The 22,658-nt window shown below is 50.4% G+C and carries 22 protein-coding genes; 11 read left to right on the plus strand and 11 right to left on the minus strand.

All coding sequences use genetic code 11. The features are described 5' to 3' along the window. From MJZ25_06480 to MJZ25_06505, 6 genes are all read right to left on the minus strand, one after another. Positions 1–1,781 (minus strand): carbohydrate-binding protein (locus MJZ25_06480; protein MCQ2123815.1); only part of this gene is annotated, 1,781 nt, incomplete at its 3' end. 101 nt (positions 1,782–1,882) lie between these two features. Further along, the gene (locus tag MJZ25_06485; GenBank protein ID MCQ2123816.1) at positions 1,883–2,617 is read right to left on the minus strand and encodes a thioredoxin domain-containing protein; all 735 of its coding nucleotides are present in this window, start codon (positions 2,615–2,617) and stop codon (positions 1,883–1,885) included. Positions 2,618–2,702: 85 nt separating this feature from the next. Continuing rightward, positions 2,703–4,268: a peptide chain release factor 3 gene (locus MJZ25_06490; GenBank protein ID MCQ2123817.1), complete on the minus strand. Its 1,566-nt coding sequence runs from the start codon at positions 4,266–4,268 to the stop codon at positions 2,703–2,705. Between the two features lie 152 nt (positions 4,269–4,420). Beyond that, positions 4,421–5,536 (minus strand): GGDEF domain-containing protein, encoded by a 1,116-nt coding sequence (locus MJZ25_06495; GenBank protein MCQ2123818.1) that lies wholly within the window; start codon positions 5,534–5,536, stop codon positions 4,421–4,423. A 121-nt stretch (positions 5,537–5,657) separates the two neighbouring features. Then, positions 5,658–6,119, minus strand: a complete 462-nt coding sequence (locus MJZ25_06500) for a 23S rRNA (pseudouridine(1915)-N(3))-methyltransferase RlmH (GenBank protein ID MCQ2123819.1) — start codon at positions 6,117–6,119, stop codon at positions 5,658–5,660. A gap of 118 nt (positions 6,120–6,237) precedes the next feature. Further along, entirely contained in the window at positions 6,238–6,966 is a 729-nt protein-coding gene (locus MJZ25_06505; protein ID MCQ2123820.1) for a metallophosphatase family protein, read from the minus strand. A gap of 91 nt (positions 6,967–7,057) precedes the next feature. Between MJZ25_06505 and MJZ25_06510 the strand changes: the two genes are divergently transcribed. The 3 genes from MJZ25_06510 (at position 7,058) to MJZ25_06520 (ending at position 10,354) form a co-directional block, all read left to right on the plus strand. Next, the gene (locus MJZ25_06510; protein ID MCQ2123821.1) at positions 7,058–7,711 is read left to right on the plus strand and encodes an FKBP-type peptidyl-prolyl cis-trans isomerase; all 654 of its coding nucleotides are present in this window, start codon (positions 7,058–7,060) and stop codon (positions 7,709–7,711) included. Beyond that, a complete protein-coding gene (gene rpiA, locus MJZ25_06515; GenBank protein MCQ2123822.1) occupies positions 7,711–8,400 on the plus strand; it encodes a ribose-5-phosphate isomerase RpiA in 690 nt (229 codons plus the stop codon). The genes MJZ25_06510 and rpiA overlap by 1 nt, the downstream gene beginning before the upstream one ends. Positions 8,401–8,653: 253 nt before the next feature. Next, positions 8,654–10,354 (plus strand): HD domain-containing protein, encoded by a 1,701-nt coding sequence (locus MJZ25_06520; GenBank protein MCQ2123823.1) that lies wholly within the window; start codon positions 8,654–8,656, stop codon positions 10,352–10,354. A gap of 153 nt (positions 10,355–10,507) precedes the next feature. Here MJZ25_06520 and MJZ25_06525 read toward each other — a convergent pair whose 3' ends face one another. The 3 genes from MJZ25_06525 to MJZ25_06535 all read right to left on the minus strand — a co-directional run bounded on the left by MJZ25_06525 (position 10,508) and on the right by MJZ25_06535 (position 12,273). Then, on the minus strand, positions 10,508–11,164 hold the full coding sequence (locus MJZ25_06525; GenBank protein MCQ2123824.1) for a hypothetical protein: 657 nt from the start codon (positions 11,162–11,164) through the stop codon (positions 10,508–10,510). A 336-nt stretch (positions 11,165–11,500) separates the two neighbouring features. Further along, entirely contained in the window at positions 11,501–11,734 is a 234-nt protein-coding gene (locus tag MJZ25_06530) for a hypothetical protein (protein ID MCQ2123825.1), read from the minus strand. 20 nt (positions 11,735–11,754) lie between these two features. Then, positions 11,755–12,273, minus strand: a complete 519-nt coding sequence (locus tag MJZ25_06535) for a hypothetical protein (GenBank protein ID MCQ2123826.1) — start codon at positions 12,271–12,273, stop codon at positions 11,755–11,757. A 109-nt stretch (positions 12,274–12,382) separates the two neighbouring features. On the opposite strand from MJZ25_06535, the gene MJZ25_06540 reads away from it, so the two are divergent. The 3 genes from MJZ25_06540 (at position 12,383) to MJZ25_06550 (ending at position 16,352) form a co-directional block, all read left to right on the plus strand. Continuing rightward, on the plus strand, positions 12,383–15,019 hold the full coding sequence (locus MJZ25_06540; protein ID MCQ2123827.1) for a U32 family peptidase: 2,637 nt from the start codon (positions 12,383–12,385) through the stop codon (positions 15,017–15,019). 65 nt (positions 15,020–15,084) lie between these two features. Beyond that, the gene (locus MJZ25_06545) at positions 15,085–15,486 is read left to right on the plus strand and encodes a hypothetical protein (GenBank protein ID MCQ2123828.1); all 402 of its coding nucleotides are present in this window, start codon (positions 15,085–15,087) and stop codon (positions 15,484–15,486) included. Positions 15,487–15,854: 368 nt separating this feature from the next. Beyond that, positions 15,855–16,352: a hypothetical protein gene (locus tag MJZ25_06550; GenBank protein MCQ2123829.1), complete on the plus strand. Its 498-nt coding sequence runs from the start codon at positions 15,855–15,857 to the stop codon at positions 16,350–16,352. A 150-nt stretch (positions 16,353–16,502) separates the two neighbouring features. Here the strand turns inward: MJZ25_06550 and MJZ25_06555 are convergent, their stop codons facing one another. After that, positions 16,503–17,111, minus strand: a complete 609-nt coding sequence (locus tag MJZ25_06555; GenBank protein ID MCQ2123830.1) for a ribonuclease H family protein — start codon at positions 17,109–17,111, stop codon at positions 16,503–16,505. Between the two features lie 46 nt (positions 17,112–17,157). Between MJZ25_06555 and MJZ25_06560 the strand changes: the two genes are divergently transcribed. The 3 genes from MJZ25_06560 to MJZ25_06570 are packed head-to-tail and all read left to right on the plus strand — an operon-like array spanning position 17,158 to position 20,639. After that, the gene (locus MJZ25_06560) at positions 17,158–17,706 is read left to right on the plus strand and encodes a hypothetical protein (protein MCQ2123831.1); all 549 of its coding nucleotides are present in this window, start codon (positions 17,158–17,160) and stop codon (positions 17,704–17,706) included. Then, a complete protein-coding gene (locus MJZ25_06565; GenBank protein MCQ2123832.1) occupies positions 17,706–18,578 on the plus strand; it encodes a PHP domain-containing protein in 873 nt (290 codons plus the stop codon). Before MJZ25_06560 ends, MJZ25_06565 begins: the two co-directional genes overlap by 1 nt. Positions 18,579–18,584: 6 nt before the next feature. Further along, positions 18,585–20,639, plus strand: a complete 2,055-nt coding sequence (locus MJZ25_06570; GenBank protein MCQ2123833.1) for a hypothetical protein — start codon at positions 18,585–18,587, stop codon at positions 20,637–20,639. Positions 20,640–20,700: 61 nt separating this feature from the next. On the opposite strand, the gene MJZ25_06575 is transcribed toward MJZ25_06570, so the two are convergent. Next, positions 20,701–21,456 carry a glutaminyl-peptide cyclotransferase gene (locus tag MJZ25_06575; GenBank protein ID MCQ2123834.1) on the minus strand — a complete coding sequence of 252 codons (756 nt, stop codon included), beginning with the start codon at positions 21,454–21,456 and terminating at the stop codon, positions 20,701–20,703. 164 nt (positions 21,457–21,620) lie between these two features. Here MJZ25_06575 and MJZ25_06580 point away from each other — a divergent pair, with 164 nt between their 5' ends. Further along, the gene (locus MJZ25_06580) at positions 21,621–22,214 is read left to right on the plus strand and encodes a DUF4416 family protein (GenBank protein MCQ2123835.1); all 594 of its coding nucleotides are present in this window, start codon (positions 21,621–21,623) and stop codon (positions 22,212–22,214) included. A gap of 111 nt (positions 22,215–22,325) precedes the next feature. Beyond that, entirely contained in the window at positions 22,326–22,646 is a 321-nt protein-coding gene (locus tag MJZ25_06585; GenBank protein ID MCQ2123836.1) for a DMT family protein, read from the plus strand. The last annotated feature ends 12 nt before the right edge of the window (positions 22,647–22,658 follow it).

The raw sequence follows: 22,658 nt of genomic DNA on the forward strand, positions 1-22,658 counted from the left end.
ACACCCTTCAGGTCGAACACGCCGTTTTCCTTAGCGGTAGGCGGCTGATAGTACGGGAACTTGCTGAAGGTACGGAACGGAACGATCACAGTGGAACGACCGCGAGGTACACCAGTGTTGGAAACGAAGAGTTCGTTGCCAGCGTCGCCGATCTGGACGGTGATGGACTGCCATGCACGTTCAGAGTAGACGTCGAACATAATGCCCCAGTGGTTGGTCCAGTCACGAGCCTTAGCGTCGTGAGCAGCACCGTTCTTGGTGAAGTCGAGAACGAAGTCAACCCAGTCGGACATTTCGAAGTGCTTGATGAAGAGAGAGTTGCCATCCAGCTTGGAAGTCTTGTACGGCATTTCAATTTCAGCCTTGGACTTCGGACCGAAGGACGGTTCCCACTTATCCTTTGCAAACTTGCCTTCGAAGTCGGAGATAACCATGTCCGGAGCCTTAGACTTCCAGTTGTCCCACTTGATATCCGGGTCAACCCAGTCGATGGTTTCGGTGAAGGTGATCTGGTCAACGAAGATGGTCACAGGAGCCGGCTTACCCGGTTCACCCTGGTTTTCACCCTTGCCAACAGAGAAACGGATTTCCTGAATCTTGTTCCACTGGATATCCTTGGCGACTTCGGCCTGCTTGTTAGCATCCCAAGCCTTACCCTTGTCACCGAACTTCTTCAGAGGAATCTTAACGAGCTTCCAATCGGTGCCCACCTTGGAGCCTTCGATCCAGTCGTTAAGGCTAATCTTGGTCTGGCTCTTGATGTCGTTGCCCTGGTTGTCCAGGATACCAACGTATACCTTTTCGCCACCGAGCTTACCCTTGATCCAGAAGTAGAGACCACCCTTGTTACGGACCTTGGACAAGTCAATGTACTTGCCTTCGCCCAGGGAGTAGGTCACACCGGACCAGTCGTTATTATCGATGTAGAGAGCGAGAACGTTCTTGTTACCCGGAGTCTTGGAGTCAGCTTCGCGCTGTGCGGAGAGACCACCGTAGCTATAGCTGAAGCCCTTCAGGCCATCGGAGTAGAACACACCGTTAGCAACCGGCTTAACCTTACCGTCGAGCTTAGCAGCGTCCTTCGGGCCGTCGATAACGTCTTCGTTTTCGTCCCAGTAAACAATCTTCTTCTTCGGAGCAGCCTTCTTGTTGCCCTTCACGATTTCGATGTTGTCAACCCAGACTTCGAAATCCTTTTCACCACTCTTGTCGATGGAGAAACGGATTTCAGCAATCTTGTCCCAGTCGATACGAGCCGGGAATTCAGACTTACGGGTGTTGTCCCAGTAGAGACCACGGTCCGGGAAGTCGACGAGAGGAATAGAGACCTTCTTCCAATCGGTGGTAACAGCACCACCCTGGATGTACTTGTTCATGGGGAGAACAACCTGGGTCTTCTTGCCGTCGGTAACTTCTTCGTCAATAAGACCGATCTTAACGGTTTCGCCGCCCTTCTTACCCTTGATCATGAATTCGAGCTTGGAGTCAAGCATGAACTTGTTGAGGTCGAAGGTTTCGTTGTAAAGGCAAACAGAAGCGCCGGAATATTCGCTGGGGTCCAGCTTGATATTCAAGGCAGACTTGGACTTATAGCCGCCGTCCTTAGTTACAGTGATACCCTTGCTCTTGCCGCCGTATGCGTAGTCAAAGCCACCCGGACGATATGAATCGTCGAAGAACTTGTAAGGAACTACGCGGGGTGCTTTCGGCTGAGCCATTGTAGCTGTGACACCAAAGCTGAGAGCAGCGATGGTAGCAGCAGTCAATGTACGCTTCATCATATATCGCATCCTTTGTTTGTGTTTAGTTTGAGTTTAAATTAAATCTTTTCAGTGCAAAAAATGCGTACGCGAACAGGTTTCGCGTACACAGATTGAACCAATTACTTGGCTTCCTTCAGGAGCTTTTCAACCAGATCCGGGCTGAAGCGATCCTGACGCTTGCCGTTGATGTAGAAGTTCGGAGTACCCTGAACGCCAACTTTGGCACCGAGGTCGAAGTCCTTCTGGATGCGAGCGTTCATTTCGTCGGTCATTTCGCGATCCTTGTTGAACTGTTCGATGTTCAGGCCAACTTCCTTAGCAACTTCCACGTAGATGGAGTCGCTGAGGCGGCTGCTGTGCGGTGCGAGGGCATAACGGAATTCCCAGAACTTGCCCTGCTTCTGAGCAGCGATGGAAGCTGCAGCTGCCGGACGTGCGTTGGGGTGGAAAGAAAGCGGGAAGTGCTTGTAAACGAACTTGATGTCGTTGGGGTACTTAGCCATGAGGTCCTTGACGGTCGGAGCGATACGGCTGCAGTACGGGCACTGGAATTCGGTAAATTCGACGATGGTGAGCTTCGGGTTTTCAGCACCAAAGACCGGAGAATCATCAACAGGAATATCCCAAACCTTGTTTGCTTCTTCCATTTCCTTCTTGGCATCTTCGATGCTCATGCCAGCGCGCTTTTCGAGAATGTAGGCGACAGCTTCGACGTTGGATTCCAGTTCGGCAACCTTCTTTTCGAGGGTTTCGATCTTAGCCTGCTGGTTGAAAGAACCACCGGCAGAAGCCTGGTTGCAAGCCATGAGGCCGGCAACGGAAATAGCCATAGCAACAATAGAGAGACTTTTCATGTTCATCCTTTGATTTTAACCGAGGGGTGCAGTTTGCCCCCAAAGTTTCGTTAGTTAAGTTGAAATATATATAATGGCGACTTCTTTAGCCCTGGGAAGTTTCTGCGAAGGTCAGGTTTTCGTAGTTCTTCATGGCCAAATTCAGGCGATATTCGTTGGGGAACAGGCAAACCAGGTTGCGTTCCTTGTCGAACATGCAGTCCATGGCGTATTCCTCGGCGAACTTGGACACATCCTTTTCGGGGCCGGAGACCCAGCGGATACCGTGGGCAGGAACGCGGTCCAGGGAGACGTCGGCGCCATATTCGCTCTGAAGGCGGAACTTGAGCACGTCGAACTGAAGTTCACCAACCACACCGATCACAGGAATAGCGGACTTCATGGGTTCGTAAAGCTGGGTTGCACCTTCTTCGGAAAGTTCAGCCAGGCCCTTGGCCATCTGCTTAGACTTCAGCGGGTTCAAGAGGGTTACGCGGGCGAAGTGTTCCGGAGCGAAGTCAGGAATGCCGGTGTAGTTCATCTTTTCGCCATCGGTAAGGGTATCGCCAATGCGGAACAGGCCCGGGTCGTTAATACCCACGATATCGCCAGCCCACGCGTGGTCGATGACTTCCTTATCCTTAGCGAGGAAGGCGGTCGGTGCAGCAAGGCGGATTTCACGGCCGGTACGCACATGGAAAACCTTTTCACCACGGGTAAAGCTTCCGGAGCAGATACGCAGGAAGGCGGTACGGTCGCGGTGCTTGGGGTCCATGTTGGCTTGGATCTTGAAGACGAAGGCGCTGAAAGGTTCTTCACCGGGGTCCACAGGGCGCTTGTCCGTATCACGGACCAGCGGCGGCGGGGCCAGGTTGGCAAAGGCGTTAAGCAGCTGACGCACACCGAAGTTGTTCACGGCAGAGCCAAAGAACACGGGGCACATCTCCCCCTTCAGGAACTTTTCGTGGTCGAAGGGATCCATGGCGCCAGTGACCATTTCATATTCTTCCTTGAACTGTTCCACCCAGTTCTCGCCGCACATTTCCACCAGGCGGGGATCGTCGGGGCCGGTCATCTGGATGAGCTGCTGCTCCCCTTCTTCCTTGTTGAAGGTATGGAAAGTATTGTCGGCGATGGAGTACACACCCTTGAAAAGCTTACCTACGCCAATGGGCAAAGTGAAAGGCGCCACCTTGATCTTCAGGATGTTTTCAATTTCATCCAGCAGGTCCAGCACATGGCGGCCGTCCAGGTCCATCTTGTTAATGAAGGTAATGATGGGTGTGTGGCGCATACGGCAGACGTTCATCAAACGGATGGTCTGCTTTTCCACACCGTTCACGCTATCGATAAGAACGAGAGCGGCATCAACGGCGGTCAGGGCGCGGTAGGTGTCTTCGCAGAAGTCCTGATGCCCCGGGGTATCCACCAGGTTGAACATGCAACCTTCGAAGGGGAAGTTCAGCACGGAGCTGGAAACGGAAATACCGCGCTGCTGTTCGATCTTCATCCAGTCGGAAACAGTGTAGCTGCGGTTGGACTTGGCGCGGACATGGCCCGCTTCGCGAATGACGTTACCGTACCACAGGAACTTTTCGGTAATGGTCGTCTTACCGGCGTCAGGATGGCTAACGATAGCGAAAGTACGGCGTTTTTCAATTTCCGGATTCATATATAGGCTCCAGGTTCGAGGCTCGAGGTTCCAGTTTCGAGGCACGAGGCTCGAGGTTCAATTTTTCGGGGCAAAAGATAGAAAAAGACCGCCGAGCATATCGGCAGTCTTCACAAAATGCTGCGCCACATCAGGGCAAACCGTGAACCAATCTAGGGATTTTCCGGCTCATCCACATAGATCTGGAATGCGTTTCTACCCGAGCGTTTTACCTGGAGCAAGGCCTTATCAGCGCGGTCAAAGACCTTTTCAAAGTTCACTTCCTCTTCCTTGACAAAGGCTGCACCAACGGATAGAGAAAGGACGCTGTACTTTGGATCCGAGGAGAACAATTCATCCGCCTTGGCGAACAACTTGCTGATGCTCACAGACAGTTCGGAAAATGTCTGAACGCTGGGCAACAGGAGGACGAATTCATCACCACCAAAGCGGCAGATGGAAACATTGTCGCCGAAGAACGTATTGCGAAGTGTTTCACACAAGCGCTTGAGAATTTTATCGCCTTCCAAATGGCCGTAGTCATCATTGATTTTTTTGAAAAAATCAAGATCCACCACCATCATGGCACCAAGGTTCTTTTGCACAACAATGTACTTGTCGAAAGCCTTTTCCATGTAGCGGCGGTTCCAAAGGCCGGTAAGTTCATCGGTATACGAGGCGATCTCGTTCTTGTTGATTGTAAGTTCATTACTGTACATGGTGTGCAAGTATTCTTGCATTACTTTGTTAATAAACAAGCCACTGACCATCATTATCAGGAATTCAATGGTTTCACCACCTACGATACCAACAAACCAAGGAACGGCGTCAATATCTGAACGAAGTCCTGCCATGTAGTCGGAAATCTGCCAGTTGCAAATCAGCAGCACTAAGTAGGAGACTCCACAAACAGAAAGGAATGTACGGCGACGGCAGTACAGCAAACTGGTCATGGGAACAAAGAAGTAGGACAAGTAGATGCCAATGTGATCTATGCACATGGTATAGATGGTGAAAAGCGTTCCAAAAAGGCCCACATATTTGATTACAGCACTTTCAGGAATCTTTTTATAAAGAATCGCATGCCCACCTGCAAAGGTAAGTGCGATCAGGAGCGTCTGCAGACACGAGGACAACGTTACATCAGGAAACGCGCCTAGCAAGACTCCTACGGCAATGGCGGGACCTACAAGGCAGCAAAACCAAAGAACGTACCCGAAGAAATGGTTAACCCTTTTTTCGTGGTTTCTGAGAAAGTACTCAAAGTGAAGTTTGCTAATATCATCCATACGCTTCAAGTATAGATATTTTTTTTCGCCGCGTTCAAACTTTTTTTGCCGACAAAACGATTGTGATTTTTATCAAAGCGAGCGTTTGTGCCTGCCAGATGAAACTAGCCCGAGTCTAGCACTAACGGTGGTGATAAGGATGGTTTTGCATCACCATCTGCACGCGATAAAGCTGTTCCGCCGTAATAATGCGGGCATGGTCATGGGTGAAAGTCAAAGGAGACAGGCTCAAAAGCATGTCCGCAGACTTCTTCAAATTTTCATCAATGCCGTAGGCGGAACCAATCAAGAAAACCACATTCCCAGGAAAGCGATCACGTAAGGTGTCGGACAGTTTTACCGTATCCATCAGTTTGCCTTCTTCAGACAAAATAACGCGTTTGAATTCACCCTTGGGGAACTTCTTCTCGAAGAGGGCCGCTTCCTGGGCCAGGGACTGCAGGCGGTCATCCAGCTTGGATTCCTTCAATTCCACAACTTCCAGAGGGATAGCTCCCCCACGGAGGCGCTTCACGTACTTGTCCACCTCGTCGGCAATGTACGGCGAACCAGCCTTACCAAAAACTGCTAAAACCCATTTCATGATCTTCGATAATTATGATTTATGAATTACGATTTACGAGATAAAAACTAGGCGGCTAAGCCGCGATTATAAATTTCATACTTCATACTTCGTAATTCGTACTTTATAACTGGTCGCGCTAGCGACCGACAGCCAGGCGGTCAATGAGGAAGTTGGGCATGTCCTGCTTACGCATGCGTTCCTGGGTTTCGTAAACATCGTAGTCCACACGGATCAGGCGGATGCACTTGGTTTCCGTATCCAGCAGGCACCAGCAGGAGCGAGGATCGCGGTCGCGGGGCTGACCCACGCTACCCACGTTCACCAGAAGACGCTCGGTGTCTTCGATGGTATATTCGTACTCGTCCAGAATCTTGGGAATGGCCATGGGGCGGCTTGCCACGATAACGGGACTGTGGGTATGGCCCACAAAGCAATAACGGCCAGTAAAGTGGTCAAAGGCGTCCAGGGCGTCTTCAAGTTCAGTCACATAGACCCAGTCTGCCGGGCTCAAGGGAGACGCATGGACAAAGCAAATATCGTTTTCTTCGTGAATGTACGGCAAGGAACGCATGAATTCCACGGATTCCTTGGACAGATGATTCTGAGTCCATTCAATGGCTTGCTTGGCATAGGGGTTGAAGCCAGCACTGGATTCGTACTTGATGGCAACGCTATCGTGGTTACCTATAATACATACATCCATATTTTCACGGGCCAATCGAACACATTCGTCGGGATCTACACCATAGCCAACCAAATCACCAAGACAAATCCTACGGTCCACGTTGTTATCCTTCATGGACTGCAAAACAGCCTCGAAGGCCACAGCGTTGGAGTGGATATCAGAACAAATTCCGTAAAGCATGGGCTTAATTTATATTATTAGACGAAAGACGAGAGACGAGAGACGAGAGATTTTTCATTTTTTTTCGTTTTTTTTCTATCTTTGGGCCTGTATGGAAACGATTCAAGACAAGCTGAAAGTCAGCATTGCCTATACGCTCAAGGAAAAGACCGGGAAAATCCTGGAAGAAGTGCCCGCAACGCACCCTTTCACCTACATTCACGGTTTCAACAACATCATTCCTGGACTGGAAGATGCCTTGAACGGTCGTCACCTCAACGAATTTTTCACTGTAGACATACCCTGCATGCTGGGCTATGGCCCCTATCGCGAAGACATGATTCTGGAAGTTCCCAAGGAGGAACTCAGCGACATTGGCGAAATCTGGCTGGGAATGGAGCTGGAAATGACCCAGGACGATGATATCCGCGAATTCCAGCTGCCCGACAACGCCGACGACTTCATCGCAGGCCTTAACCTCGATAGCGACGACAGCGAAAGCGAAAACGAGGAATCCGACGGGGTCTATATCATCAAGGAAATCAAGAAGGATACCGTCATTGTCGACGGCAACCACCCCTTTGCAGGCAAGGACCTCACTTTCGACGTGAAGGTCGTTGCCATCGAGGAACCTAGTTTCACGGAGCTGGAATCCGGATTCCCGGACAAGGAAGGCGACGAATTTGACGATCTTGAAGACGACGCCGACTCTTTCGGCAGCGACTTCGGACACAATCCCGATAATTTCAACAGGAGATGGCGCTAATGGCATCCATGGACGAACTGAAGAAGGCTGCTGGCGTTAAGGCTGCGGACATGATCAAGGACGGTATGACCGTCGGTCTTGGTACAGGCAGCACCGCGGCCCACATGGTGAATCGTCTTGCAGAACGCATCAAGACCGAAGGCATCAAGGTCGTTGGCGTTTCCACCAGCTGGAGCACCACCCTTCAGTGCCGCGCCCTCGGTATTCCCCTGAAGGAAATGGGCGAAGTCTCCCATCTGGACATGGTCATTGACGGCGCCGACGAAATCGACAACAACCGCAACCTCATCAAGGGCCGCGGTGCAGCACACCTGCTTGAAAAGATTGTCGCCTCCATGACCGACAACTACGTGATTATCGCAGACAGCGGCAAGAAGGTAGACGTCCTGGGCACCAAGTTCGCCGTTCCTCTGGAAATCATCCCGGGCGCCATCGCCGTTGTTACCGAAAAGGTGAAGCAGCTGGGTGGCGAGCTCAAGGTCCGTATGGGCGCCCCCGGCAAGGACGGCCCCGTCATCAGCGACTCCGGCAACCTCATCGCCGACGCCAAGTTCCCGCCCATCGCCGATGCCGACAAGTTGGCTCGCGACCTGGAACACATCGTAGGTATCGTTGGCCACGGCCTCTTCATCGGCATGGCTACCAAGGTGATCCTTGCCGACGCCGAAAAGGGCCTCATCGAATTCTAAAAATTGAGGGTGACCCGTCAAGGTCGCCCTTTTTGTTTCAAAAAAGACACTTTCGTGTAAAAACTTTTCTTAAGTACCGCAAAAAACGGCACTGTTTATACATTTACAACACATTGCGTGTAAAAAACATACATTTGAAAACAATTGTATACAGAATAATGTATCTTTTTTTTAATAATTGAAAAAATAATCTAAATTGGGTTCAGGTGGAAACAGGATTAGGCTAGATGAGGATTGATAAGGAGCATCAACGATGGATCAGAATGTAATCAGTTATCTGATTATAATGGAGTTTCTGGCATTAGTAAACTGTGGCCTGTTGCTTTACACCTATAAGAAGCCCACCAATTTTTACTACCCCGCAATATTCGTTACAATCCCCGTCGGCATTCTTGGCGACCTGTTTCTCGCTTTGTCCACCAATGTAGAAGAAGCCCTCCTGGCAAACAAAATTTCCTACTTCGGCGCAAGCTACCTGCCCCTGTTCGTGTTCTTCGGGTTCCTCTCCATTTGCAACATCAAGTTGAGTTCCCGAATCAAGGCAATCCTCGCCGTTTTCTGTACCCTCATATTTATTCTCGCCTCCACCGCTGGCTTCAGCGACATCTACTATGTAAACCCTTTCTATAGAATGGTCATGGGTGTAGGCAACTTCGGTGTGGAAGCCTACGGCCCCGCCCACTTCCTGTTCAACATTTTCCTCGGCTTCTTCGTTGTGGCAGACATTTTCGTCATCATCTATTCCGCCACCACCAAGAAGAACGTTTCCATGAAGACCCTCCTGCTCCTGAGCCTTCTGGAAATCGTGGACATCATCTCCTTCTTTATTTCCAGAGCCATGGACAGCGACGCACTGGTGATGCCCGCCGTCTACATCATCTCTGAACTGATCTTCCTTACCATCATTTCCCTAGGTGAAGAATACGACCTGGATAACGCTATCGTCAATTCCCTGCAGTCCAGCAACACCACAGGCTTCGTCTACGTATCCCAGCGCAAGAAGTTCCTGGGCGCAAACGACCAGGCCCTGGAAATGCTGCCGGAACTGAAGTCCCACCGTATCGACACCAAACTTACGGATTCCGATTACACCAGTCAGACTATCCTGAAGTGGATCGATAAGATCAGCAAGGATCCGAACAAGAAAACCTTCTACATCAACGTGGGCGACAAGCACTTCAAGGCAAGCCTCCACAGCATCGATTATTCCAGCATCAAGAATGGTTACCTCTTCGGTATCGAAGACGACACCAAGACCCAGGAATACATCAACCAGCTTGGCGTAAGCAACGACCAGTTGAAGGAAAGCCTGAATAACCAGAACATGCATATTCACGCCATCCAGGAACAGATGATCGTGAACATGGCTACCATGGTGGAAAGCCGAGACAGCAATACCGGCGGACACATCAGAAGATCCAGCGTGTGCGTGAAGATTCTCGTGGAAGAAATTCTCAGACAGAACACCATGGAACTGACCCCGGAATTCTGCGAAGCTATTGTCAAGGCAGCCCCGATGCACGACCTGGGTAAGATCGCCATCGATGACTTGATTCTTCGTAAGCCAGGCCGTTTCAACCCGGACGAATTCAACACCATGAAGACCCACGCCGAAAAGGGCGCCGCCATCGTGGAGAACCTCCTCTCCACCATCGAAGATCCCTATTTCGTGAACATCGCAAAGAACGTGGCCAACTACCACCACGAACGTTACGACGGTAGCGGCTATCCCAAGGGCCTCAAGGGCGACGAAATTCCGCTGGAAGCACGCATCATGGCCGTGGCCGACGTGTACGATGCACTGGTGAGCCGCCGCTGCTACAAGGACAAGTTCTCCTTCGACGAAGCCTTCAAGATTATCATGGATTCCATGGGCTCCCACTTCGACCCCAAGCTGCAGGATGCTTTCATCAAGTGCAGCCCCCGCCTGGAACGCTTCTATACCCAGGAATAATTATGAAGTATGATGTATGAAGTACGAAAAAAAAATCGCGGCAAAGCCGCCTAGCTTAGTCTAATAATTCATACTTCGTAATTCGTACCTCGTAATTAAAAAAAGCCCCCCGCATTTCTGCGAGGGACTTTTTTTGCTTTAAGCTCTAAGCTATTAAGCTTCTTCGTCGGAGAGTTCCGGAGCCTTCTTGATCACGTTGCGGCGGCCGTAGCGAACCTTGGACGGATCGAAAGTGGTTTCAACCGGGGCGACATCGTCTTCAGCGACAACCGGAGCAACAGGTGCTGCGGGTGCGGCGGCGGGAGCGGCCGGAGTTTCAACCGGAATACGCGGAGCCAGCGGGCGGCGTTCTGCTGCGGGTGCGGCAGGTGCTTCGGCGGCTGCGGGTGCTGCTGCAGGAGCGGCAGGTGCTGCGGGAGCTGCAGCCTGGGCTTCTACGTTGTTGTTTTCACGACGAGGACGTTCGGGACGGCCTTCGCGACGGTCGCGGCGGTTGCCACGATCCTGACGCTGTTCGTTGTTGCGATTTGCGGACTGCTGCTGAGCAGGAGCTGCCTTTTCGCGGTTTTCCTTTGCAGGACGATCCTTACCGTTGTTGTTCTGGCGATTTTCCTTGTTAGCCTTTTCACCGCGCTGAGCCATTTCCTGGCCGTTGATCGGGCGGCGGGAGTTCGGCTTCAAGTTCATGTCCGGTGTGAGCTTCTTGAAAATCGGGGTACGAAGCATAGTAAGGAGCTTGTTAACCTTAGAAAGGATAACAATGCACAGAATCACTGCTACGAGAGACAGTGCGATTGCGATGTATTCCATTCGGGGCACCTCATAAGTAAGGGTTAACCGTGCGTACAGGCTGGAAATAAACCCATAGGCCGGTGTGACTTGCTGTGTTTAGTTAAGGGGCCATCTTAATTGCCTTGAACAAGGCTACGCCTCCTAGAGGCTTGACGGCAAAGGGCTTCGGGCAATAATTGGGCCAGCGAAGCGGGTTTAGGGTCCCCACCGTAGCGGCGGACCTAGCAGTCACGCGCCAAATATAGATAATTTTCGGGGTTTAATCCCAAGTTTATTCACAAAAAATCCCCCAATCCGACGGACTGGGGGTGGCGGTTTAAGTTAAATTCGCGAATTTCAGGTCGTTTTGGCCGATTATCGACCCATATCCAGCTTGTCCAGGGACTTTTTCACTGAATCTGCGTAGGCGTTCAGGGAGTCCAAGGTGTGCTGGAGAGAATCGATGGAATGCTGCATGGAGGCATTTTCCTGGGTCAGGCGACCAATTTCTGCCTCGGCTTCCTTATCGGAGCATCCCATGAAGGTGAAAGCGGAAAGGATAAAGGATAAAGTGAAAAGGGGGGCGCAGATTTTCTTCAACGTTTTCATAGGATCAATTTTAGTAAAAATCATTGTTGATCACAATCGTCAATCATATTATTGTATTTCGTCAATCCATCCCGAATGTTGTCCAAATATTTTTCATTCCATTCAAGAATTTCCTCCACAAGGTCCTCATCAATTGTTACATAGGGACCCCTACAAGGTATAACGCCGTACAAGGCATAAGTTGAACTCGTAAAAATATCATCCTCTCCTTCAAAGCAAGACTTTTCCTCTTTTGATAGATTGACGTAAGCGTAAGAATTACGGAAGGCTTCTTTTTTTTGAGAAATAATTCTGTCAACTTCTTCGCTAGACTTTGTATACTTCATTTTCCGCTTAATACTGCAATAACCATCGGCGGAAACCGTTTTTCCTAGAAGACCCGTTGTATCCATGAGCTGAACATCAGACAAAGCCTTATTCACATCCACCTTCGCACCCTGGAGTCCTTTTATTTCAGGATCATCACTACATCCCGCCCAGAAAAAGGCAGCCAAGGACATCACAGCCTTACAAAAATATTGACTAAAAATATTCTTCATAAAAACCTCCTATATGCACAAGCAAGTGCAAGCCCTGATTTAGGAGATAAAATAGAATTTTTTATCTTTTGACGGAGAATAAAAATTGTGTTCTACAAAAATACGTGATATGAATAATCAAGAATTGCTACTTCCTGTGGGAACCTGGGACATGTTGGAAGCCGCCGTCAAGAACGGGGCCGATGCCGTTTACTTTGGTGTGCCCCACTGGAATGCCCGCGGCCGCACCGAGGACTTCTCCTTCGAAGATGTGGGAGCAATGATCCGCTATGCACGCGCCCACGGAGTCCGTAGCTTTTTGGCAATGAACGTTCTCGTGTTTGAACGTGAACTTCAGCAGTTGCCGGAATTCTTGGAACAGATTATTGCGTTGGAACCGGATGCATTTATTATCCAGGACATCGGTCTTGCCCGATTGATCCGAGCCATTTGTCCCAACCAGGAAATTCACGCCAGCACCCAAATGACCTTGGCCAGCGCCGAGGGCGTAAACCTGGTGAAGCCCATCGGATTTAACCGCGCCGTCTTGAGTCGTGAACTTTCTGCAAAGCAGATCGCCGCCGTAAAGGCAGGCACCGACTTGGAAATTGAAGTCTTTATACACGGTGCCTTGTGCGTCTCCTATTCGGGACAGTGCCTCACCAGCGAAAACTTCGGTGGACGTTCCGCAAACCGCGGGCAATGCGCCCAGAGTTGCCGCCTTCCCTACCGCATTTTCGTGGACGGAAAGGAATACACAGAAACCAATGCGCAGTACTTGTTCAGCACCCGGGATTTGTGCGCCTTGCCTAAATTGGCGGAACTGCGGGAGGCTGGGGTCGAGTCTTTGAAAGTGGAAGGCCGCTTGAAGAGCCCCGAATACGTGGCTGCAGTGACTAGGGCATATAGGAAAGCTTTGAATAACCTGGGCAACGCTAGTGACCGCGCGGACCTTGGTCTGGATTACAAGGACAAGGAACCGCTGGAAGTGTTGTTCTCCCGCGGTCTTTCCACTGGCTGGCTGGACGGCGACAACCATCAGGAACTTGTGAACGGAACCTTCAGCAATCACCACGGTATGTACCTGGGTAAGGTTGTTAAGGTGGAACGCGGTTCTGTTTTCGTTGCTCTGGACGACACCAAGGAAATCGGCGTTCCCTGCGCAGGCGATGGCATCTTGTTTGAAGACGCCACCTTCGGCGTAAGCACTGGTAGCCGTTTGTACGGCGCCCAGATGGTGCAGAATCCCCACACGAAGCGTGGTGACGGAATGCGTGGGAAGGGACCCATGTTGCGCCTGGATTTCGGCAGGGACTTCGACATGCGAGACATCGGCCGCAATATGGACGTGTTCCGCAACGACTCCCCTGCCCTAGAAAAAGAGCTGCGTAAGACGTTCACGGACCGCAGTCAAGAAACGAAGCGCCCCGTAAATATGGAATTGACGGGAGCGGTGGGTGAAAAACTGACCCTGAAGGTTTGGCTCGCTGGCGTTACCCTGATGCAGGGGGCGGACAAGGCAGCCATTGTGGAAAGCGAAAACGTTCTGGAAGCGGCGAAGAACGCGGCGGATCCCGCCGCAATCGAAGCGCTGGCCCGCAAGGAACTGGGCGGCCTCGCCTCCACGCCTTATGAACTTGGAACGCTGATGGTCCGAGTGGACGGCGCACCTTTCGTTCCTGGAAAGGTGCTGCGCAACATGCGCCAGGCCGCCACCCAGCAGTTGGAAGAAGTCCAATTGCAGTGGAAGGAACTGAACCCAAGCGCCCGCGATGGCAAGAAGTTCCTGCAGAATATCACAATAAAGTTCAAGGCCGCGGCGGCCCTCGCCAAGAAGAACATTCAGAACGCCTCCACCCAGAAGGCAGAAAACTTCGGCGTCACCGCAAACGTTGCAAAGCCGGTTATTTCTGTTCTGGTCCGTAATCCTGAACAGATTTCCGCCCTCAAGGGCCTCGCCATCGACAACGTCATTATGGATTTCGACTGGGGTGTTAAATACGACGAACCCCTCCAGCAGATTCGTGATCTCGGTTTCAAGGCGGGCATGGCAACCCTTCGCGTCCACAAGCCCGGCGAAAACCATTACCTCCGAAAGATTCTGGAACTTTGCCCCGACTTCGCTTTGGTCCGTAACTTGGGCGCCCTCTCCGTTCTTAAGGACAGCGGAATCCCGCTCACAGGTGACTACAGCTTGAACGCAGCCAACTCCGCCAGCTATGAATGGCTCCTGGACCAAGGCCTCACAACGCTTCACCCTTCCTGGGACTTGAACAGCACCCAGCTTTTCGACTTGCTGGATAGCATCGACGGAAGCCGCTTGGAACTGACACTTCACCAGTACATGCCCGCCTTCCATTCTGAATACTGCGCATTCGCACGCAGCCTCACCACGGGCCGCCGCTTCCCGGAATGCGGAAAGATCTGCACCCAGCACAAGGTTGAAATTCAGGACCACAAGGGCGAACGCCACTTCCTGCAATCCGATGCAGAATGCCGCAACACTTTGTTCGTAGGCCATCCTCAGTCCGCACTGAAGCTCATGCCGCAGCTCCGTACCGCAGGCGTAAACCACTTCCGCCTGGAGATGTTGAACGAAGATCCAGAAACAGTCCGCCGCAAGGTGCTGATTTACACCCAGGCAATTCAGGGAAAGATTTCTATTGAAGACGCCATCCGCGAAGCGGGAATTCAGGAAAAGTACGGTTTAAGCGAAGGTCAGCTTTTCAACGAAAGCACCTGGCAGAACCGCAAAAAATGTGATTAAGCGTTTGTTTTCCCATTTACACACAATCTTTTCTTTTTATATTGTACGTCTGTTAGGAGGAGTTAATGAATACTAATATTATCTTAGCAACCTTACTGATCACAAGCATCTTTTGGGGCTGTTCAGAAAACAAAGACGTCAAACAATTTGACCAAGCAAAAAAAAATGTTCACAAAATAACACAACAGAGTCTTCAAGACGAAACTCCACCAGAAAAATTGGTAGAGCGGTTTTGTGAACGAAAGAACAGTAATGCGGTTCATTCATGCATTGACTCATTAAATGCAACCATTCAGCACCAACTAGACAGCATATTTCAAACAGCAGACTACAAAGCCCAGAAGGATGAACATTCAAAAAAAATTGATTCACTAACAAAGAATGCACTACCCCCAAAAGCACCTTTACCTCCAAGTCCGGAAGGTGTGATTAGAATACTATTAACAAAGAAGATTTTGGGGGGATAAAAAATGAACAAAATTATTTTCGGCATCCTTTTTCTCATCTTTTATACAGTAAGCTCAGCTACAATATTCTGTGAAGATCTTGATGATTACGCCATTTAGCTATACTGGAGAATGGGTAAAAACATGTAATGGAAATACCGGATCTAAAAAAGCTATATAAAATCCATTATTGGTTGCAACTTTTGCGAAGGAACTATCATAAAAAATCAACTCATTAAACAAACAAAATCAATGGGATGACGAAGATTCAAATAACATCAGCCACGAAAGAATAGACGTCAACACTGCAATTGCTCAACAAAAGGTAATCTGGTTTGCCCAACAATGTCATTAAAAAGGGATTAGTAATTATAACATTTCTAATCAATTTGACATATGCACAAAAGTCTGCCATAGAATTGTGCGTATCCTTTAAAAGTAATGTTTGCAAAGAGAATCAAAGTAACGAACCAACAGCTTACTCTATTCACATAAAGAATCTTGCACCTTCATACAATTTACCACACAGTTCATTGCCTGATTCGATATTTTGCGAATGTTCATCTTGGACAACTCCGACTTACCAACTACAAGGTCTACCTGGAGAGTCTCTTCCATTCTTTTCATTTGCAGTTTGTTCATCCGTCGGAGAAACCGGTATTCAAAAAAAAGTTATGCCCACACCCCCAACATTTGAAACAGAGTCTTCTATTGGAAAACAAATTCATTATGCAACGGGTATATCCTCAAAAAAGGAGATTATTCAATTTTTTGGAAAACCGATTATATTGGAATGGAGAACGTCGTTTAATTGCCAAGGCGATAGCCTTCAAAACCAAATTTTAACACATAAATTAGATGCGGTAATCGTTAGCGAATGCGATTAAAGGAGATCCCGTCCCCATTCGGGGATCATGACCACGTAAATGCTTCCCCAAAGAGGATAACTCAACTAAGAAACTAAAGTTTCAAGTTTCGTATAAAAGCACTAAGTGGTCAAAGTTGTCAAAGCACGGGATGACAGTTGAAACAGAGCGTTACTTTTCTTCTGCCTTTTCTTTAGCTTGGGCTTTACCGGCGGCAATGGCTTCCTTAGCCAACTGGTCCACAAGTTCATTCCACTTGACGCCAGTGTGTGCAGCCACCTTTTCAAATTTCACACGGTGCAGATAGGGCTGAGCAGCGCTTACATAGCGCTTGGCAATATTGCTCTTAGCCTGCCATTCGCCCTTGGCCCAGCGGGCAATGCCTTCGTAGTCATGGCAAATCACGCCATTCTTGTTGTTGGCATCTAGCCAACGCATAGCCTGGTAGCTAGCCATTACTTCACCGTCGATATTACGGCTCTCGGCTTCAAAGGCGGTCAGACCATTTCCTCGGGCGATTTCCTTGTCATCTTCTGTCACAACAAAAGCCCAGCCGGAATAGGGAAATCCCGGAGAGAACGACCCGTCCACAAACACGCGGATTCCACCAGGAGCGGGAACGGCCATGCCGGAAATCCAAGCCTCCGCCTCAGCCTTCGTTCCAAAGGATTTGAACAGAACACCCTTCACACCGTGGGTCAGTTTTTCACACTCGTCCCAGGTGGTAACGATTTTACTTTCGGTAGGGGTCTTGATCGCGTAGAACTTCTGCTTTGCCATATTTCAAATTTAGTATATTTTGCCCATATTTGCCCGCGGAGTCATAGTGAAGCCATCACCGTATTTTACAGACCGTTTCAAGTACTTTTTCAAGCGATTCAGCAAAGAGGAATCGCTGTTCAAGTGGTTTGCAGAAAAAGCCGGTGACGATTCCGCCCCCTTCAATTTTCCAGAAGCGCTGAAGGGTAACCCCAAGACCTTGGTGATCCTCCCCCGGGAAATGGAACACGTGGCCACATTTACCCACGCCATGCCCGACGCATTCTTCAAGAATGCCCTGCTCCTCGCCCACGAATCCATGCACGCATTGGTTTCTGCCAAGCGCGCCCAGGCCATCTACTACAGCGACCTGGAATGCCGCTACGGCGAACAGGTTTTCGAGGAAATGGAACAGAAGATCAAGGATTACGCACCCCAGGTGGTCATCTACCTGGGCAACAGCTTCCTTCCTAGACTTTACCTGGCCAAGGTCAGTGGCGCTCCCTGCAGAATCGGATTCTGCAGCGAGAACAACTATCCGTTCCTTAACCTGAGTCTCCACCCCGACAAGTCTTCCGAAGCAGCCTTGATCACCCAGTATTACGGAGTCAAGTAATGCAGAAAGGTTTCTCCACAATCATCACCGAAAACGGAGGTTATGCAGACTTGCATCTGCATACCAAGCTTTCCGATGGTTCCCTTGAAGTGGAAGAACTCCTCACCCTTTGCAAGCGCAAGGGCCTTCGCTGCATTTCCATTACGGACCACGACAACCTGGACAGCTATAACCTGGCCGTGGAACCCGCCAAGGCCTTGGGCCTTGAAATCCTTCCCGGCATCGAGATTTCCTCCGTTTGGCAGGGCAAGGACATCCACATTCTGGGCTACTACTGCGACCCCACCAACCTGGCCCTGAACATGGAACTTCAGGACTTTACCAAGCAGCGCATTACCCGCGTAAAGGCCATCATCAAGAAGCTGAACGCCCTAGGTATCGACATCACCTTCGAAAAGGTGCTGAGCTACTGCAAGGGTAAAGTCATCGGCCGCCCCCACATCGCCATGTCCCTGGTGGACGAAGAATACATCGGAAGTTTCTCCGAGGCATTCACCAAGTACCTGGGCGACGGCTGCGTAGCCTTCGTGGAAAAGAAGGGCCTCAACCCCCAGCAGACCATCCGTCTCATCGAAAACGCAGGCGGCATTGCCGTACTCGCCCACCCCTACAAGTCCGGGGTCAGCGACGAGTTCATCGAACAAATGGTGGAATGGGGCGTGCAGGGCATGGAAATCTACACCCCGTCCCAGAAGGGCGCCGTGGGCCGCAAGTACAAGGAAATGGCCCAGCACTACGGCCTGGTGGGCACCGGCGGTTCCGACTTCCACACCGAGAGCGGCACCTACCCTCCCAACTGCACCAAGATGCCCTACACCGTGGTACAGGCACTTCGCGAACGTCGCGAGAAGTCCCGCGCAGAATGGTACTAACCGCCAATGAACGTCGCTTCTGAAAAGAATCCCCTGATGTTCGTCGTCATGGCCATTAGCTTGTTTTTAGCAACAAGCGTTTTCGCAGATATCCAAAAGCCCAACAAGTACGAGCTGCCGGCGGCACAGGATTCCGTTTTCCAGTCCCCCTGGACCATCGACCCCGCCCCCCGGGAAACCGACGCCGGCCGTTGGGTGCTCCCCCTCCACGAGGTCATGCAGCGCACCTACGACATCTCCGGCCAGAAATCCGAATGGCTTTTGGGAACATCGATTCTGGGAAACCCGGAACTGGATCCCTTCGTCATGGGAATCAGCCAGCTCACCCGCCGCTATCCCAGCAAGCTGGCCGGGCTTTACACCACCCGCCTGGGCTATGACGGTAGCACCCTCACCCTGAACGGCGAGAACGGGATTCTTTTTGAAGAACGTAAGGGCGTTGCTGTAGACACCCCCGTGGTAGACATAAACTGGGAACGGCCCGCCTTCAGCGGAAATGCCTTGCGCCTGGACTTTCGCAGACTGATTACGGACTCTGTGACCTTGGACCTGGGAGTCTCCAGCCATTCCACCATCAACTCCAAGGAGTACAGCTACGTCAATGTGGCCCACTCCCCCTACTTCGCCTTAGGTCGTGACTCCACCCAGATTCCTTTTGGCGGTAGAAACATCGCCATGAACAGCATGCATATTCAGCCCATGCTCACCTGGCGTTTCGGATTCGGTAAGGCCTACGCCAAGATGAACTACATGGACCTGAGGAATGCCGACGAGACCAACCACAAGGTTATCATCGACTCCCTAGATCTTTCCATCCGTAAATTCCAGACAAACTACTACGTCATCGACATGAAAACCCGTACCTACGGCGCAGGGGCTGAATTCTACCCCATCAAGAACTTGACCTTGAGCACCGACATTTCCTACGGCAATCATGAAATCAAGGAAGATTCCCTGCCCAAGTTCACCAAGAGCGTGAACAATTATACTGATACAAACGGCATAGCCCATTCCGACTATACTTACCAAGACACAATTCTGAAGACAAACTACGAAACAATTCTTGGAAGTTTCGGAGCCCGTTACAACACCTTCCTGAACCCCGCACTGAAATTCAATTACGAATTCCTGAACACCGAAAAAATCGGTAACGACAAACGCAAGAGCAAATATTTCCAGGACCGCGAAGTTGGTTACGCAGAAGTTTCTGACACTTTGTTCGGAGCACTGATGTTCCGCGCCCAGGGCGGTATGCAGCGTAACAGTTCCCTATTGAACATTGTGGACTTCGCCCCGGCTTTCTCTGCTGACGTGTTGGCCTTGCTGCCTTATAGCTTGCGCCTTAGCGGATCCTACCGCCACGACAACAAGTTCCCTGACGCAAACCAGCTGAAGATTTACGAAACCGGCCGTCTGGCAGTTCCTAACAAGGAGCTGAATTTCGAAGAGCGTGACCGAGCCACCATGAACTTGGGTTGGCAAAAACGCGACGTTTTCTACGGTCTCGGATTCCGCTTCGAAAACGCAGACAACCTGATTAAGCCCAACTGGGTCAAGGTGGGCAGACAGTGGCTGTACAACGGTTTCGTCGACGCAGAAACCACCATCGACGAAGCATTCAAATGGCAGAATATCGACAACGTCAAATCCATTGACTGGATGTTCCAAGTAGGTTTCCGCCTGGGCAACTGGAAGTTCTATCTGGAACGCGGCGAAACCTTGGAACGCAGCAAGAAACTCATCGACACTCCGGAACTTTACTACAAGGGAAGCATCCACTGGCAGAATCGATTCGTGTTCGACCGCCTTGGCGTAAGCGTACGTGTGGATTGGCAATGGTTCGGCGACCGCTACGACTGCACTATCAACAATGGTTTCGTAGAACTTGAAAAGATGGAACATTACCTGGCATTGGATTTCGAAGCCAGAATGCAGATCCTCCAATTCGAACTTTACAGCCGAATCGAGAACTTCAATCACAGCATCTATATGCCTGAATCCGGCTACACCCCGGAAGGCCTCCGCTTCGCCTATGGCATCGTCTGGACCTTCGGCAACTAAATAACTTCGGCCTACGTCCTAACGTACAACAATTGAAACCTTCCTAACCATCTTTTTTCCGCTAATTTTTCAGCTTATAAATCCAGGGCCAGAGTTTTCCTGTAACCCACAGGTTCTTGCCATCGTAGGCAATGCCGTTCAGTACGTCCATATCGGGATACTTGCGAAGCAGTTCAGAAACCTTCTTGGAAAAATCAAGGTACTTGACCACCTTGCCAGAAGGCAGGGAAATGACGGCAATCAAGCCGGTCTGCCAAATGTTTGCATAAAGGGTGTCGCCAACCACCTCAAGTTCGTTCAGCATGTTCACTGGGCGATCCCCATCACGAACTGGAATGGTTCCCACCACATAGAAGCCGCCCATGGCCAGCTGCAAAAGTTCGCTACTGCCGTTACTCATGAGCAAAGCGCTGCGCCAATAGGTAAGCCCCCAGCCTTCCGTAGGAATACGGAATTCACTCTTCCACTTAAAGGTTCTGCGGTCATAGATAAATGCCTTGTGTGCCTTCCAAGTCAGGTAGAAAATATCGTCGCCCACCGCAATGGAGCCCTCGCCAAAATAGCGGTCAGCCAAGCGGGTGGAATCCAAAACCTTGCCATCCAAGGTACGGCGGTACAAACCGGACTTTCCGTAAAGTCCCGTAGTTTCAATCAAATCCTTACCATCAAAGAACAAACCCTGGGTAAAATGGCTCTGGTCATGAGGAATGGAATCCACAATCACAGGCACCTCTCGGGGAGCCTCTGCAAACAATGCAGACGCCAAAGCCAGAGACAAACCAAAAATCGTTTTCAAAAAAGACATTTCTTTCGCCATTGGTACATCAATATCTATTATAAATATAGCATCTTAGAGATTTATTAACCAAGGAAAGGCCCCCACAAAACTTACGCATTTCTTACACGCTAAATGTTCGTAAATCGTTGAGTATTTAGGACTTACGTGTATCATTTCGGGAAAATTATACTAGATTTGCCCCCATGGGCGAATTACGCACTCCAGCTAAGGTTAAAATCATTGTCGGCATCCTGGCCAAGGACGCCGAGGCTGTGGAGTCTGTGCGCGAAACCCTGAAAAACCGTTTCGGCGAAGAAGACCTGAACCTCGCCCCCTTCTCCTTCACATTCACCAACTACTACAAGGAAGAAATCGGCGACGCTCCCGTGCGCGCGTTCTTCAGCTATGAAACTTTGGTGGACCGTGAGGAAATCGTGGATATCAAGCTCTGGACCAACGACGTGGAACTTTCCATCGCCGAAGCCGCGGGCACCCCGGGACTACGCCCCGTGAACCTGGATCCGGGCTACATGACCTTGGGCCAGTTCTTTTTGGCCACCACCAAGGACCAGCGCCAGCGCGTGTACATGCAGCGGGGCATCTTTGTGGAACCCACCCTGTATTTCCAGGACGGACATTTCCACGCCTTCGACTGGACCTACCGAGATTACCAAAGCGAGCCCTACGTGAAATATCTTGAACAAGTCCGCGCACGACTGGCCTACCAGCACAGCACCGGACGTCCCTACAATAAGAGGTGCGAGGTTCGAGGCGCGAGGTTCGAGGCGCGAGATTAAAGGTTAAAGACATTTCTTCACTATTCACTATTCACTCTTCACTATTCACTATTCACTATTATGCATGCCGGAATTTTTACAATTTTACTTCTTTGCATCTCCAACATCTTTATGACATTTGCCTGGTACGGCAACCTGAAGCTGAAGGAAATGCACATCAGCACCGACTGGCCGCTGATTCTCGTGATTCTTGCCAGCTGGGGCCTGGCACTTCTGGAATACTGCTTCATGATTCCCGCCAACTCCATCGGCAGCCGCATCAATGGCGGACCCTTCAGCCTGATGCAGCTGAAGATTATCCAGGAAGCCATTTCCCTGACAGTCTTCACCACCATTGCCGTGACGGTTTTCCACACGGAGACCTTGCAATGGAACCACATCGTGGCCTTCATCTGCATTATCGCCGCGGTATTCTTTGCATTCCTGAAGTAGGTTATTCAATTT

Origin of the sequence: Fibrobacter sp., from assembly GCA_024399065.1 — a bacterium.
Classification (GTDB): Bacteria; Fibrobacterota; Fibrobacteria; order Fibrobacterales; family Fibrobacteraceae; genus Fibrobacter.

Bases quoted from the DNA above. Each gene is read 5' to 3' on its own strand.
- MJZ25_06485 (MCQ2123816.1), bottom strand. From the start codon at position 2,617: ATGAAAAGTCTCTCTATTGTTGCTATGGCTATTTCCGTTGCCGGCCTC.
- MJZ25_06490 (MCQ2123817.1), bottom strand. From the start codon at position 4,268: ATGAATCCGGAAATTGAAAAACGCCGTACTTTCGCTATCGTTAGCCAT.
- MJZ25_06495 (MCQ2123818.1), bottom strand. From the start codon at position 5,536: ATGGATGATATTAGCAAACTTCACTTTGAGTACTTTCTCAGAAACCAC.
- MJZ25_06500 (MCQ2123819.1), bottom strand. From the start codon at position 6,119: ATGAAATGGGTTTTAGCAGTTTTTGGTAAGGCTGGTTCGCCGTACATT.
- MJZ25_06505 (MCQ2123820.1), bottom strand. From the start codon at position 6,966: ATGCTTTACGGAATTTGTTCTGATATCCACTCCAACGCTGTGGCCTTC.
- MJZ25_06510 (MCQ2123821.1), top strand. From the start codon at position 7,058: ATGGAAACGATTCAAGACAAGCTGAAAGTCAGCATTGCCTATACGCTC.
- rpiA (MCQ2123822.1), top strand. From the start codon at position 7,711: ATGGCATCCATGGACGAACTGAAGAAGGCTGCTGGCGTTAAGGCTGCG.
- MJZ25_06520 (MCQ2123823.1), top strand. From the start codon at position 8,654: ATGGATCAGAATGTAATCAGTTATCTGATTATAATGGAGTTTCTGGCA.
- MJZ25_06525 (MCQ2123824.1), bottom strand. From the start codon at position 11,164: ATGGAATACATCGCAATCGCACTGTCTCTCGTAGCAGTGATTCTGTGC.
- MJZ25_06530 (MCQ2123825.1), bottom strand. From the start codon at position 11,734: ATGAAAACGTTGAAGAAAATCTGCGCCCCCCTTTTCACTTTATCCTTT.
- MJZ25_06535 (MCQ2123826.1), bottom strand. From the start codon at position 12,273: ATGAAGAATATTTTTAGTCAATATTTTTGTAAGGCTGTGATGTCCTTG.
- MJZ25_06540 (MCQ2123827.1), top strand. From the start codon at position 12,383: ATGAATAATCAAGAATTGCTACTTCCTGTGGGAACCTGGGACATGTTG.
- MJZ25_06545 (MCQ2123828.1), top strand. From the start codon at position 15,085: ATGAATACTAATATTATCTTAGCAACCTTACTGATCACAAGCATCTTT.
- MJZ25_06555 (MCQ2123830.1), bottom strand. From the start codon at position 17,111: ATGGCAAAGCAGAAGTTCTACGCGATCAAGACCCCTACCGAAAGTAAA.
- MJZ25_06565 (MCQ2123832.1), top strand. From the start codon at position 17,706: ATGCAGAAAGGTTTCTCCACAATCATCACCGAAAACGGAGGTTATGCA.
- MJZ25_06570 (MCQ2123833.1), top strand. From the start codon at position 18,585: ATGAACGTCGCTTCTGAAAAGAATCCCCTGATGTTCGTCGTCATGGCC.
- MJZ25_06575 (MCQ2123834.1), bottom strand. From the start codon at position 21,456: ATGGCGAAAGAAATGTCTTTTTTGAAAACGATTTTTGGTTTGTCTCTG.
- MJZ25_06580 (MCQ2123835.1), top strand. From the start codon at position 21,621: ATGGGCGAATTACGCACTCCAGCTAAGGTTAAAATCATTGTCGGCATC.
- MJZ25_06585 (MCQ2123836.1), top strand. From the start codon at position 22,326: ATGACATTTGCCTGGTACGGCAACCTGAAGCTGAAGGAAATGCACATC.